Source organism: Yersinia sp. 2540 StPb PI (genome assembly GCF_052217165.1).
In the GTDB taxonomy this organism is placed as follows: domain Bacteria; phylum Pseudomonadota; class Gammaproteobacteria; order Enterobacterales; family Enterobacteriaceae; genus Yersinia; species Yersinia enterocolitica_E.
Map to the genome: position 1 here is coordinate 469,162 of NZ_JAZGQC010000001.1, position 14,698 is coordinate 483,859.

Sequence of the window (14,698 nt, forward strand, 5' to 3'; positions counted from 1 at the left end):
TCATCAGTTTATATATAAAAACACAATATATTACCCAACGACACTTTAATGCCACAGCGTCGTTGGGAGAGTGTCAAGGGACATAAATAATTTCGAAGGTCGAGGTTAAATCTCTAAGCTCTTTCCTTGCCCCATCCTGGTAATGAATCTGCACATCATAATGGTAGATCAGCTTTTCTTGCGGATTAAGAATGAGTTGCAAGGCCGATACTTTCACTTCTAAGGTTTTGGTAGGCTGCTCGCTATTCAGTGCTATCGTCTGGTGGTTGATACTGATTAGTATCTGTTCTATGGGTTTCGGGCCGGTGGGATCATAAGCACCCTGGCTGCTGATAAACTTCAGCGTTTTGACAATTTCAACTGGGGTGGAATTATCGATAAACAGCTGGGGATTATTTTTATATGCAACCGGCATCCTGAGCTGTACCGGGATATTGTCAGGGCTAAAGCCTTCCTGTTTAACTTCCAGCTCGCCATTGAGCAACAGATGCTGTGCCGTGGTATCAAACAGCGCATCCCAAATTTTTGCAAACTGCGCCGATGGCAGCGTGAACGAATCAATAATACCGCTTTGCAGGTTTACTATTGCGTTGGTTTCTTCGGTTTTCCCCGCCGGTAATGACAACCGTAGTTTAAGGCTATGTGCACTGGAAAAAGGGATCAACTTACCTTGTGGCTGGGATTGGATAAAGGTAGTTTCGGCGTCGCTAATGCGTTGTCTGTCCACCTTGGGTAGCAAGAAATAGTCAAAGGTCACATTAAACTGAGCCACCTCTGTTGCCCCTTCTGGTGCAGAAAAGGAGATCGACAACATGGGTTTATTATTGTCATTGCTGTTACTGGCCAGTTGAAACGTATCGGGTAAATAATAAAGATAATCTTTACGAATATTATCCTGATAATAGTTATACCAGTATTGATGATATTCTATTGGTGTGAGAATTAATTCAAGACGTGGATTCGGTGGCGCAATGCCGCGGTAGATATAAGGATAATAATTTTCCGCAAAATAAAATATTTTAGGATCAGTAATAGTATTCAGCAGGCCGGTATCAGATTTGATGGCGATCACCAGCGTGGTTTGCGCATCGTAGTTGGATAAGGCTCTTAATAACGCATCTCGCTGCTCAAGTTGGGTTAGTTTTAATTGAGCCTGATATTGCCGTTCAGCTTTGAGTGCCACGTCCTGAAATATCATTTCATTGAATTTGCCAAACTGATTGAAATTGAGCACTACATAAGGCATTTCCTGAATGTTTTTGTTGAGAAAAAAACTCAGTACCATCGTCCAACTAATGCCATCTGTTATGGTTTCAATCTGATAGCGTATTTCGCCAGAGACATTCTCGGTACTGACCTGTGCTATCAATTCATCGGATAATGGCGTTAGAGTTGCCCGTAATTTTCTGGTCAGATTAACATTTTCGGTAAACTGCTGCTGCGCGTTTTCCAGAATAATTTTGTTTAGCGTGACCAGATCATTGAGAAAGATGTTCATAGGTATCCTTCGTATCATAGAGAACAGAACAACGCCTCAGCGCTGATAAATAGGATGAGGTCCACAGATACTGCCCATCGTGACGACGATAGAGTGGTATTTCCCCAGCACCATTGGCAAACTGCCATTTTTTTAACGGCGTAATAATGTCAGATAGTGTATCGATACCGATATTTTGGGCATATTCAAGTGTGGACAACCATTCGGCGGGATGAGCGTAGTAGGGGGTTAATTGGGTTATTCTCTGATATTCGTTTTGGCTCCAGACGACGGCTTTATTAAGCATGGTGATAATACGATAATAAGCCGGTAGGGTTGCGCATTGTTCGCCATAAAAACGATACAGTAAAATGAGCGCATTGGTATTAACACAGCAGTCGAGCTGGCTAATCTCATTATTTTGTTTCATCCAAGTGTGGAAGGTTTGACATTCAGCCCATTGATGCTGCGGTTCGGTAAGTCGGGCATCAACCTTCTGTAGCTGATAGCCATTCATCTCAATCAGCGTCAGGCGAACGGCGTCAGGAGAAATACGGCCAAATTTGTATAACATTTCGGTAATTATCGCCGTGTCATCAATATCGGCGTCAATCATCTGGCCGTTCATCCAACAGGGATGAGCGTGACGAGGCCAGAAACTGAAATGACCGGGGCGCGTTTCACAACTAGCGAGAAAATCCAGCGCGCGATCAATATAGGGAGCCATTTGCTCGGTGTAGTCGAGCGTCCTTAATACTTGAGCCGTGACAAAAGCATTGGCATCCAGATGCCACTGGCCGTCGGGTGTTCTGACGCTGGACAGGAATGCCCCGTTTTCTGACTGCTGTTGTCGGAGGATTGCATCTGGCGACATGCCGCGCGGCGGCGGCGGGCTACGGTCTGGTAGGGCAACCTCGCGCCAAAGGTCGTTCTGCGGGCTGAAGGTACAACTGACGCCGCACCTTGCCTGTGCATCAACCGTAAAGCCGATGACATTAAACTGAAGAGGCACATTCTCCTTGAGCAACGCTTGTAGCAGTGGCATGGGCTGTGCCACGTGCTGCAATAGCTCACCAATCTTGAGGGCAGCTTGCGCGTTGCCGCCTAAAAAGCGCGGCGCCATAGTAAACAGGCTAAAACTTTCCAACTGGCGTTGATGGTTATAGACCAGGCTGAAACCATAGGTGGTGGCGGGGAATTCATCTGGATTAGGCATGTTAGCTAATACCTGCCTGAGCAGCGCGGCCAGCGGAGGAAATCCACGTTCAGTACCAAATAACCGCATAACGTTGGCAATGTCCGCCAGCGTTATTTCTGCGCTGTGCCACTGATAATAATATTCAGTTGGTGTGTCAGGGTTATCTGGGTAATAGCCAATCATCAACAGCGATAGTCCGGCTGCGGTTAACTGATGCAGGGGATAATCGCTATTGGCGTGATTTAGCGGGGAGGCATACAGAGCGATTAATGCTTGATTATTTGGCGGAACTTCGGAGTAAACCTTGGTTTTAACGCCGTCAGCGGTATATTTCCGCCCCAACCATGAGCCAAATTTTAGCGCTTGGGTAGGCGTATCCGGCCGTTGTATCCGGGAAATGTGTGCGAAGCAGGATGCAGATGAGTCTGACGAGGCGTATGGGTAATTTTCCGCACTGAAGGCCCCAATATCACGAGCCTGGGTGGATAGCGGGAGAAAAGTATCAAACGTGCAAGCCACAGCTTGCGGTTTTATGCTGGATGTCGTGAACTCCAGTGGACAACCGTTATAAGCCAATAGACTGGTATTAAATGTCGCAGACAGCAGCCCCGACGCCATCCGTTTCTGGTTAAAACGGTGAATGTCGGGTAATAGCGTGCCTGTTAAATCCGGCACATGATGGCATAAAGTGGTTACCAGGGCGTCCAATGCCGCTGGTAACACCGCAACGCGTTCAACCATGATTATTTACCGTAGCTCATGTCGGAATAACGATGGCAGGCGGATTATCTGTACCGTCGACCAACCGGGTATGCCCACCGACCTCAAGATAGGTAATCGTATAATGAACCGTCCAGGGTTTCTCTGTCAGGCAGCGATACTTGAAGGTTTGCGCCTTGGTTTTATCGGGATTAAAGGAGAACCTCTTGGTTTTCTTTTGTTCTTTGTCATCAAGATAAGTGAGTTCAACCAGCACCTGATTGTATTTATCCCAGGAGAACTGGCTGTCGAGGAAAATATCAATTTCATTGAAAGTGAGTAAATTACTCGGATCGAGACCGATGGTGGTAGAAGCGGTTTTGAATTTTGACTGATAGCTGCTGTTACCTTCCCAGCCGGAGCTGCTCGCTGATTTAAAGATAAACTCGCCTTGAATATCGAGTAATTCATTTTTGTCTTTGCTTCTGGCAATATTTTTCCGCCATTCTTTACCGTCTTCGGTAAAGGCATCACTGGTATAGACATTGTTATTGTAGCTGGCTTGAAATGCTGCCGCTTTGATACCGAACTCTTCAAAGCCATCAGGGCCGAAGATTTGCAGTTCGATTTTCTGAAAGAACGGATCATTGACGTTTACTTCAATAAAATAAGGTTTATCTTTTTGGGCTTTTAACGTGTCGGTGCCGATAAAGTTTTGTGGTACGGCGGCCTGAGTAATCGCTTTTGATGAAGTGTAGTTAAAGGATAAGGTTTTATGCTCGGTAATGTTGACCACTTTTAATTCCAATGATGCGCAGGGGAAAAGACCGCCTTTTCCTGTTTCATCTTTACTGCCAATCAATGATTCCAGAATGGAAGCGCTGGCTGATTTTGCCTGCTCATTACTTTCTGCGTTTGGTTTAATGGTTGCGTTGAAAAATATCTTTAGTAGTTCTTCTTTGACAAACTGTAATGCCCACTCTTTTTCTTTGGTCGCCTGATCGCCGGGCATACTTTCGGTCACTTTAATCACGAGTTTTTGATCTTGCTCCAGTTTCTTAATCACGCTGTCAAAGCCGAGCCAAAAACTTGCCGGTGTCTCGACCGGAATAGGAATATTAATGCCAAACTTAGCACCAAATTCCTTATATACGCTGTCAAATTCTGCGGTGACATCCACTTTCAATGCCGGGGTGATACCGGTATAAGTGAGGTTGTAAGCCACAGCGGCAGGTGCCTGCGCTTGATTAAATGCGGCCTCCAGAATAACTGCCTGTTGTGGCGTCAGTTTAGCACTTAAAATGGCGGTGTTATTCCCAAACAGGCTAGGGCTTTGTGCGCTGATCAACTGGCCATTGGCATTTTGTGCATCCAGAACAAAAAAGTTCACGGTACCGTTGTTAAACGGTACTGGCGCTTTACGGGCATTTTGCGGCTTGATCTTCAGTTTATTCAGGTAATCGGTAAACGCAGTATTGAGTTCGCCTTCATCGACGGCAGTATTGACCTCAAAGTTGATGTATCCTCCCTGTTGGTTGGTGTCATCACCGGTGTATTTAATTAATGAAAATACCGGTTTTCCATCACGTACGGCAATATGAATATCACCGGGCAAATACCAAAATTGGTTTTCATCTGAATCATCAGAAAAAAACGTGATATTTTTAATCGTAGCGGTTTTCTCTCTCAATAATAACATGATACATCCTTATGGTCAGTTGGTAATATCGATTTGATCTTCATCGGTAATGAATTCTTTATTTTCAATATCGCCGTAATTATCAATAATCATGATGTCGAGATTAATAAACAGTAATGTCGGGTCGGGTTGATCTGCGCTAAATAATGCAGGTTCTGACTGGTCTTCAGAGAAATAAAATGCTTCCTTTAACGTGTTCATGGCGAATTGGTTATAGCAGTAAGTCACATTGACTAGAACCTGTGTGATTCTTTCCCAGTCAAAAGCTGGGGTGATTTTCAGCGTTCTTTGTTTATAGAGTCGTGAAGATATGCTGACATCCTGGCTGGTGGGCTGGTCTAACCTTACTGGTATATGGGGAGTGTTAGCGCTAATGCTATATTCTTTGATTACCGAAAAAGTATAGCATTCAGGATCTGGTAGCATGATGCTGTATTCTTCTGACGGTTTTTTCTCGGTGATGTGGAAATTTTTTGACGTATTGTTTTCTTTGTTTTCAATATGGGTACAGGTGATATTTACCAATATTGATGTATACCATGCCCAGTTGAATTTTTTTTCTGTGGCAATAACGAAATGATAACGGCTATATAACGATTCAATGTCTAAAAAAATTTCGGTTAAGGATGTGCTCATGATGGCTGAACTGACAAACATCACACCACCGACCGGATGGTTAAAATATAATGTGAACTGATACTCCACCGGCCAGGACATTTTTTTTGTTACAGGGTCGATAATGGCTGAAAAACGGAACGTTTTAGCCGCCATATTATTTCTGGAGAAAACTAATGGGGACCGCGTGGTGCCATAAGTCAAATTGAGCGCCACCAATTGAATATTCTCGTCTAACTCAGATGTCAGCAGTTGAGCTTTTATGGTGCGGTAAGAGAAAAAATTATCCTGAAGCTCGTGATAGCTTACGACGTCGATGGCATCATAATGGCTCTGGCTAACCAATGTGGCAAAAAGCGCTTGAGGATAGAGAGATCGCCGCACTACCGTAGTTTCGGTGATTCGGGCACTGAGTGTCCGTTTATCAATATCTTTAACTGAGATGTTTTGTAATTGAAAACCAAATTTTGGCTCGGGAGCCGTTTTTATTTGACCAAATACTGGAGTGAAAAATTCGCAAGTCAGAATCGTGCTCAATTCAGCCGTGGCTTGTCTCATGTAATGGTCGGGATTGGTATTTCTTACCTTGATAGTAACCAGCTTATTACTGATTAAGGTTTCGGAAATATCATCAATATTAAAAGAAAAAATCAGCGCATTAAAACCGAATGAGATTTTCAGATATTCATATACCTGATCCCATTGGGCATCAAGTTCAAAGGTTGAGGGGGGTAACTGTTGCAGGTAGTCGATTTTATAACTGACAGCAATCGGTGCTGATTCCGGTTGCTGAAGCAGCGCGACGATTCGCTCAATATCATTCGCATCAGTCAGTGCGGCCATGATATAGCAAAACTGATTATTCCCCAGCGAGGTGTGATTCAGCAGTTGAGGCATAGCTTGTGGAATACTGAGCGTGGCAGTGCTGGCAATAATTTGTAGGGGGAGCAGGATAGCGTCCGGCGGAATATCGGGATTATCCCGAGCCGCTGCCTGTGCTGCAGCCATACTGCTGTTCAGTTGCGTCTGCAATGAGAGTATTGCGTAGTAAGTCATCGGTTGCGCGGTGGCGCTATTCCTGAATATTTGGTAACGCACTTCGGGAATAGTCTGCTCATTCACCAGAATACTGGGTGCCAACGCGCTATAATAATAAACTTGGCTACCTGGCATTACATTAATAAAACCGATAGTTTGTTCCGTTATTCTGTTATCCATGGGTGTGTCCATGTTGAATAAAAAACAATCAACCGAGCATCAGTCATCAATGCAATGACCGATGCTCTGCCTATCCAATAGTAATGAACACTGTTCATCACCGCCTCAACGGGAGGGCCGGTTCAGAGGCAGCACGTTTGACCGCCGCTACACCAGAAGAATGACGGGCCATTAACACTTCACCACCACCGCGACCGATGAACCGGTTACCTTGCCCTCAATTGGCTTGGGATCGCGCTCGTCATTGTAAATAATGGTGCCGCTGTAGGTGATTTCAGGAATGTCATCTGTGCCATCGGGTAAAAATTCGAAGGTAAGGTCGCGGCGGGTGGTGGTGTCCACGAGATCTTTTTCTTCCAGACTAATCGATTGAGTCTGTTTAAACTTGTAGGTCTTATAGTTCACCATCATGTCGAAGATGATAATTAGTACATCTTTCTTCGACGCGATGAAAAATATGGAGTAGGTCGTTTTCCTCGGTAAGGCATCCATTATTTGAATCTGATTCGCGCGGGTGCTGCCATATCCGGGTAACTGTGGGGATGGCTCAATACCTGGTTCGATGTAAGTGAAATTACCACCATCCCGGGTATAATAATTGGTAGTGAAATAAATGGGATTCTCTGGCTTCATGCCTATTGGATAAATAAAGGGTTTTGGCTGCGTGGAAATATTCAATACCTGGGTATCGCTTTTTAATTCTACACCATGCGCTGGATCGGAATATTGGGCTTTCAATAGCACCTGGCTGAATGTTTCCCATGCATGTGCATCAAGTAACGAATCAATTTGTGCGTAGACAATACCGCATTGTGCCATGTTGATATATTGAACCAGACTATCAATTACATCTATTTTACCTGAATGATAGGGTTTTGAATGTAATCCTGAGAAATTCACCGTATATGAATAGCTGTAGGTGCGTCCCAGTTTTTTATCAATATACCATTTCTCAGTTTTTTGCGATGCGGTGTTTTTTCTGTCGAAGCGGAGTGTGCTGACATGATTATCATCATATTTTGCGATAATAATAATATTTTCAATATCATATTTATCCAGATCCTGACTGACATAAAATTCGGGTTGAATAAACTGAAAGAAGGGATCATTAAGATCGTATTCTTTGAAATAGTCATCGACCTTCTCAGCACCGACAATAGAAAGGATGGACGGCAACTGAGTCTGCGGCGCGATGGAAAAAGGAACGACACGATTTTCTTCAAATATTCGGGTGAAATCCTGCGTGTTTTTCAGACTTTCTTTAAATTTATCAAAATTACCTGCATCGTTCAGCAAATCCATACTCATATCGAGCCCTGTCTGGCTAGACAATATTTGTTGAAGCTGTGTTTGTCCCCAGTCCTCGAAGGTTTTTATCCAAGCACTATATTGGTCATCTTTCATGCCCATTTCTTGCGCGCTGAGGCTGGTAATAACAGAAACTTTGGCAGCACCTTTCTCGGAAAACTCACGGGTGATTTCTTTTTCATCCGCAGACCAGGTATGACGAGTAATGGTCTGCGTCACTTCTTTCATTTTCTCACTGTTGTAGGTGACAATAACTTTTACTGCCGGCAGAGAGGCATCCAGCGTGAAGTTATAACGAATCCCGACGCTGGCATTACTCGGCGTTCCTTTTAATACATTCTCAAACAGGGTTGCTCCCAGCCCCGTTAGCGACATGCTAAATACAGTATCGTTATTCCCCAAACCAGAGGGACTCAGTGGTGTGGGCATCTGACAGTAAAATACTTTGTTCTCATTGATGATCAATGAGGCCTGCGCTGAGGTATAGCGGGGTTGGCGCAATTCTATTTTACGCGCGTCATCGGGCATCAGTTGACCGAGAAATTGATCGTCACCCGCGTCAGGGTTATAAGCGAGTATATATTTTTTTGCTTGCTCTTCGGTTAATCCAGCATTTTGAAAAGCTTTAATTTTGGCATCTTGATTGGCTTTATTGGTCGGATCGGAATTAAATAATTCTTCAGCTTTAATATACTGGACGATAAGTTTTGATTTCGCCACAAGTTGCGGTGATATCCCACTATAAAGCTGTACTTTTATTTTGTCGGCTTCGCTTTCTGTTGGCACGGGAAGTTTGACGGTAAACTGTGCGTATCCGCCTTGTTGCTCTTCTTTACGATATTTATAGAATAAGAAGTCAGGCTTATTTTCCTGACCAGAAAATACTGGAGTTTCAGGAATAACATAAAAAATATTTTTATCTTCGCTATCGCCATAGCAGGTATAGGTATATACCTTGACGCCTAAGTGTTCATTGGTATCTATTTTAATCGAATGCTGGATGGCTGTGGTTAACATAGCTTATTCCTCTTAACTCATGGTTATTTTTTGTATTGAAGTTCAATACGGAGTGAGGTCGATTGCTGTACACCTGAATCGTAATTTCTGGTTATAAATGACGACGTTTTTCCCTGCCAGTGGTATTCAATACGGCCATTCAAGATATTTGACTGGGTATTGAGTAACCAAGTGGTTTGCCACTGCTGATCGGAAAATGAAAAATTAAAGGTAGCGCGTTTGGCCTGACCCTCTGGGAAGTAATTGGCGCTGCCTGAAATCGTTTTAAAATCAGATTGTAAGTGGCGGGCATCAAAGGTCACATTATGAAACCCGATATCCTGAACGGTCAGATTGATGTCTGCCTGCCACTGGCGTGTGATATTAATGAATGAATAGTCGGAAAAAGTGACCTTGATATTTATCTCATTCACGCGACTATCGGCGGTGACGGTGAGAGGAGGAAAGTTTGGCCACTGCATGGGTATTTTTTTATCCGCCCACGTCAGTTCAATCGACATAATCATAAATTTGCTGGCATTGAAATCCAGGCTGACTTTGCAGGTATGCTGTTTTCCCGGATCGTCAGGTTGTTTTCGTTGAGGCTCAGGCAGCGGCGAAGGGTCATAGGAAATCAGTTTATTGGCGATAAAGCCGCTGAATAGCGTCGCGATATCCTGTTCGTCGATCAGTTCATAAGATTGGGGCAGGCTGTTTTCGTAAGAAAAATCATAGTCAATTCTGGTGGGTATCTCATCAATATGCGAGATGTTGGCGAGCGTATTACTGAGGATGCTGGCAGCGAGGTCGACCAGATTTTTTCTCACGGTCTCTTTGGTCTGCGGCGACGGGGTATTTTTAAACTCCTCGTCCAACACGACGATACCAGCAGTAATTTGCTTGTCGAGTAGCTGCGCAATAGCCTCTGGTGTGCGGGTTTTGGTGTTAAACGCCAGTATTAGAAACTGCCGCCAGTCGCTGGTGAGATGGGCGTTAACCGTGGTACTTACTGTGAATTGTGTGTGGGTGGTAAGAAAAACCCGCTTCGCGTTACCCTGTATGGCCTCAGTCAACTCTATCCCTTCCGAATGGGTGGTCGACATAGAGTTTCCTTCAAACTCAACCAGATAGGTGGCGTCACCCAACGGCTCATGAAAGCGCAAGAAGATCGCCGTCTTCGCAGTACACTGCTTAAGGGTGATGTTACCGCCTGAGTGGGAGATATGTGTCTGAATATACTGTTGTATAGCTTGGGTATTGAGGGGAACTAACGGTGTAATCAGGATGACGAGGCCGCCTGCCGGACTGGTGGTAAGGTGAAAACCACTGGTTTTATTTCCCCGATCGTCATGAACTATTTCAGGCGTGAAGCAGCCATAGGTATAGTCATTGGGTGGGCTTCGCTGATCGTGAAAGACGAAAGCTCGATCAAGCAAAAAAAAGGACGCCAGATTTTTTTCAGGATTTAATGATTCAATCTTCATTTTCAACCTCAAGTGTAATGGTTTGATTGCCCGTCACATAGTCCGACCATTGACCGTTACTGGTTTTATAACGAAACCCTGCCGCGTAAATTGATGTGACATTCCATTGATATTCATAGCAATTATCCTGCTGCGTAAACGTATGATCGCGCGTTTGCGTTTCACCCTGAGCTTGAAATCGTAACGTGATATAGCGGATGCCAGTAGCAAACCGGGCGATAATGGTGGCGTGCTGCGCACCAAACTGAGGAAAACTATAAACACCGATGGTGGCTGACTGGATGATTGGCATATCGAGCACCACTGAGGCGGCGCTATCGTTATCCCAGGCGGTCAGCTTGGCATAGGCATCACGTCCCGTTATCGGATAACTGAAACAGGGCGAAGCCAGTGTGAGTTCAAAGGGTTCTGACAGGTTAGCGGAGGAGTAGTGGCCTGTGAGCATACTGTGTTGTGCGAATGTCGGATCGATATTGAGGGTCAGGAACTGACAAGGAAGGCTGGAATAATCCAGCGTCAGTATTTTGTTATTATTGGTTCGTTGCTCGGTGACGAGAGAGATATATCCATTGGCGGTGGGGTAGCTAACGCGAATATGGTACTGATATTCACCATTCAAGCTGAACGTATTATTAATAAATGTGAAGGCCAAATAACTCTGACTGGGTATCAATAGCAGGGTTTGCTGTTGTTCAGAAGGATAAAGCTCGCCCGGTGGTAAAATGATTTGTATATCAATAAACGCCCCGTCTTTAAGACCCTGTGGGAAAGCGTAAAGAATGTTAATCCGCAGGTTACCGTCTGGCAGCGCAGGTGCGGTTATCTGGTGGATAACCTGTTCGGGAGCCTCTTTGGCAATTTGTTGTGCGGTGGCAAAGGGATCCAATAAAAAGCAGATGGGGCGCCGGGTTAGCTCAACGCGTTTTAAATCAATTATCAGGCGACGCTGTTTCTGGGGGAGCAACAGACAAATATAAGTAGTATTGGTGTTGGCGTTACCGATATAGGGCGATCCTAACGTGTTGAACAGACGATCGAGCAAAGCTTGCGCGAATAATAGTGCTTCTGCCGGGTTGGTTGAGGAGAAGGCTGGCGAGATCAGCAGCGGTAGCCGGGACAGATTTTCGTACATGTACTGAGTAAGCAACATGTAGGGAAACGCTATCCGGTTGTTGGACACCGGTTGGGCGTCTTTAACATTGGCCGCCAGTTCGGCAATTAACTGGCCGGGATCGCAATCTAGTGTGTAGTTCAGCCGTGGCGATACACCCTCGACAAAGCCATCGATACGGGCATTAAAGCCAACAATATTATCCAGCAACGTTTTTTTCATCAGTTGCGTGGTATCTGCATCGAGCGAGATCAAAAATTGAATCGACTGCGCTGAATACCAGGTCGGGTCGTAATCCTGATGGGTTAATGCTGAATCATGGTCAGGTGGTGAGCGGAAACTTAGCTTATAGGGGATAACCGGCAAACCTTGGATAGCCTTCCCTGGGTGTTGGCGATTGAATACCTCAAGTGCGCCGCCGCTGGCAAATTGTAGCTCGGCGGTAAAATCAAGGTCGCCGTAGATAATGTTGCTGCTTAGGCTGAGGATCACATCCAGTGCAAAGGCCAGCGGATCACCAGCAATCAGGGCGAAGGGTTCTGGATACAAATAATAGACATCAGACTGCTGACAGACGGCAACGACGCGCAGCTTGTCATCGGTGATAATTTGCTGAAAATCAGGATAACCAATAAACATATCAATCAATTACCTTATGGTTTTAATATGGTTTTGATAATCCTGACGCCATTCTTCCGGTAGCTGGTTTAGGATATTCACCGAGCGATGGTGGTAGGCCTCTTCGTAGTGATACTGCATCGTGCTATCACCAACTAGCACGCCTGCGGCATACATGGTGCTGCTACTTTCTGTCAGATCTTTGATGGGGTCGTCAGTGGAAAGGTGCAGGTTGTACACCTCAATCTCGCCGTGTTGTTTGTTGATACGGCTGATAGCACAGTCACACTCTGGGGTTAGCAGTCGACTGGTCAGAGTCAATTCACTCGCCAGTTTCACACCGGTGGTAGTGCAAAAAGGGTGGCCCAGACTGGTGATAAGGGTTTTGAGCTGGCCGCTACTATCCCTGACTTCAATCTCAAGATAGTTTTGCTCCGTGCCGGTAATCACATCTTCGACTCTTAACGCTCGCCCATCCTGCGATTGCACCCATTCACCAATAAGGATGTCATCAATGGCTTTTTCTTTACCATCCTGCATCAAAATGGGGGTGCCTTTACCTAAACAACCATAGGTAATCTGCATGGGTTTTAGCGTGTTGGTATTTAAAAAGCGCTGTTCAGGATCGAACGGACCGGGAGCATTGGTAATAAAACTGGCTACACTCGCTCCTTCAATTTGTAATGTCACTTTAAAGATATAATAAACCCGCTCACCGGAATCAAAATCGGGACGTTTGAATTTAAGCCAGTCGAGATCCCAAGATAAAACGTTGCCGTTAATTCGGGTTTTAGCGTCGTCAAAGAAATTAAAGTCATTGGCAGGGGTGATCGGATCGCCGCCCTGACGTTCGCGGACCAGATAAATTGAGTTATACGCGTTTATAGGCTTGCCATTATTTAAATCAATATTGCCGAAGTAGGTTACGCTGCCTTTTATCGGTACGGTGACATTGCCGTCAAAATTATTAAAGTAGTCACAGTCGCTTTCTTGACGAGCCAGACAGATTTTTATCAGATTATTTTTATTTAAATCAGCAGGTGAATCATTTTGAATTAATTTTGGGTAACTTTGTGTGGTAACAATTTCGGCCCCGTAAACTGTCTGGTTATTCACCGTTTGGGCGAAGGTATAGATGATATTAACCGGATAGCGGGTTTGTTTTAAACTGACCGGGAAGGTGCCATTAGCCTGGATGGGGCAATTGGCAGTATAAATATAGTTCTTTTTACATTGTACTGTTCCCGCAGGGCTGCCTGATTCGTCAAAAATACCTAAGGTTTGCGTGATGTTTACGGCTGACACCGGCAACGAACCAATGGCATTTGCTGAGAACGTTTGCCCATCAGTAGAATCCAGGCTAACGATGCTGTGTACCTGCTGTGCGCTATCGCTATCCCCCATCGCCAGTGAGCTGACGGCATATTTAGCCAGTTTGTGGTTTGCCCAGAGCTGACTGAAATTAGGACAACGAACGAGGCTGATACCTGCCAGTCCCAGTTGAATATCATAGAATTTCACCAGCAGCGGATCGTTGGTATTAATTATAAATACACCGGTGTTTGCATATTTATTAATTACACTGCTAATAATATTATTTTCAGAAAAACTATTTTTTCCTGAGGGCATAGTTGCAGATTGCATAATATCATTTCCCAATGAGTTTGCTGTAATTATCTATACGAAAATTCTCTAAAGCATAGGGCGTTCAATAGAATATAGAGACAAATATTCAGCGTAATAAAACAAGGTATTGGCTTAGTAAATCAAAAGCATTGACTGAAAATTTATATTTTCTATCTTTCGCATGCTGCCAGTTTCATGTAGGTAGCCGCGTTGGTTACTTGTCCTATCCGCGAGACTGGCTCGGAAAGAGCCAATATGTTGTTAAGAAAGAAATATTTTCTCCTGAGACGATGATTTTTTTGTGTGTAATATTGAAAATTTATTAAAATGGTGAAGATGTTCAATAGAGTAAATTAATTCAGTGTTACTCAGTGTCGTAACCCTAGAAAATAATGTTAGCAGCAATGCAAAAAAAAACCACTGAGGAAATAGAGAATAGAGGGAAGCCGTCTGGGAAAATGTGCACAGCAGGATGGTGATGAGAATGAAAAGATAGGCAATATATTCGTATTTTTATTGAGTTTCCTCTCCTTATTCCGTTATCTTACGTTTACTCATCCAATTTGTTGAATATGCTCAGCGCTGAGAATAAATACAACATCATTCAATTGAATTCATTCGTTAATATAATGGATTAAACGTGATAAAA

At 44.3% G+C, this 14,698-nt stretch carries 8 protein-coding genes; all 8 read right to left on the minus strand.

The window, feature by feature from the left end:
• Positions 1-73: 73 nt before the first annotated feature.
• Positions 74-1,498: a hypothetical protein gene (locus tag V1956_RS02130; RefSeq protein WP_372560179.1), complete on the minus strand. Its 1,425-nt coding sequence runs from the start codon at positions 1,496-1,498 to the stop codon at positions 74-76.
• A complete protein-coding gene (locus V1956_RS02135) occupies positions 1,479-3,416 on the minus strand; it encodes a hypothetical protein (protein ID WP_442824762.1) in 1,938 nt (645 codons plus the stop codon). Before V1956_RS02135 ends, V1956_RS02130 begins: the two co-directional genes overlap by 20 nt.
• Before the next feature lie 16 nt (positions 3,417-3,432).
• A complete protein-coding gene (locus V1956_RS02140) occupies positions 3,433-5,073 on the minus strand; it encodes a hypothetical protein (RefSeq protein WP_420071643.1) in 1,641 nt (546 codons plus the stop codon).
• Positions 5,074-5,088: 15 nt separating this feature from the next.
• Positions 5,089-6,906, minus strand: a complete 1,818-nt coding sequence (locus V1956_RS02145; RefSeq protein ID WP_442824763.1) for a hypothetical protein — start codon at positions 6,904-6,906, stop codon at positions 5,089-5,091.
• 171 nt (positions 6,907-7,077) lie between these two features.
• Complete coding sequence (locus V1956_RS02150; protein WP_442824764.1) at positions 7,078-9,231, minus strand: hypothetical protein; 2,154 nt, start codon at positions 9,229-9,231, stop codon at positions 7,078-7,080.
• A gap of 23 nt (positions 9,232-9,254) precedes the next feature.
• Entirely contained in the window at positions 9,255-10,694 is a 1,440-nt protein-coding gene (locus tag V1956_RS02155) for a hypothetical protein (RefSeq protein WP_372560184.1), read from the minus strand.
• On the minus strand, positions 10,684-12,444 hold the full coding sequence (locus V1956_RS02160) for a hypothetical protein (protein ID WP_442824765.1): 1,761 nt from the start codon (positions 12,442-12,444) through the stop codon (positions 10,684-10,686). The genes V1956_RS02155 and V1956_RS02160 overlap by 11 nt, the downstream gene beginning before the upstream one ends.
• A gap of 9 nt (positions 12,445-12,453) precedes the next feature.
• Positions 12,454-14,067 carry a Hint domain-containing homing endonuclease gene (locus V1956_RS02165; protein WP_442824766.1) on the minus strand — a complete coding sequence of 538 codons (1,614 nt, stop codon included), beginning with the start codon at positions 14,065-14,067 and terminating at the stop codon, positions 12,454-12,456.
• Positions 14,068-14,698: the final 631 nt, after the last annotated feature.

Bases quoted from the DNA above. Each gene is read 5' to 3' on its own strand.
- V1956_RS02130 (WP_372560179.1), bottom strand. From the start codon at position 1,498: ATGAACATCTTTCTCAATGATCTGGTCACGCTAAACAAAATTATTCTG.
- V1956_RS02135 (WP_442824762.1), bottom strand. From the start codon at position 3,416: ATGGTTGAACGCGTTGCGGTGTTACCAGCGGCATTGGACGCCCTGGTA.
- V1956_RS02140 (WP_420071643.1), bottom strand. From the start codon at position 5,073: ATGTTATTATTGAGAGAGAAAACCGCTACGATTAAAAATATCACGTTT.
- V1956_RS02145 (WP_442824763.1), bottom strand. From the start codon at position 6,906: ATGGATAACAGAATAACGGAACAAACTATCGGTTTTATTAATGTAATG.
- V1956_RS02150 (WP_442824764.1), bottom strand. From the start codon at position 9,231: ATGTTAACCACAGCCATCCAGCATTCGATTAAAATAGATACCAATGAA.
- V1956_RS02155 (WP_372560184.1), bottom strand. From the start codon at position 10,694: ATGAAGATTGAATCATTAAATCCTGAAAAAAATCTGGCGTCCTTTTTT.
- V1956_RS02160 (WP_442824765.1), bottom strand. From the start codon at position 12,444: ATGTTTATTGGTTATCCTGATTTTCAGCAAATTATCACCGATGACAAG.
- V1956_RS02165 (WP_442824766.1), bottom strand. From the start codon at position 14,067: ATGCAATCTGCAACTATGCCCTCAGGAAAAAATAGTTTTTCTGAAAAT.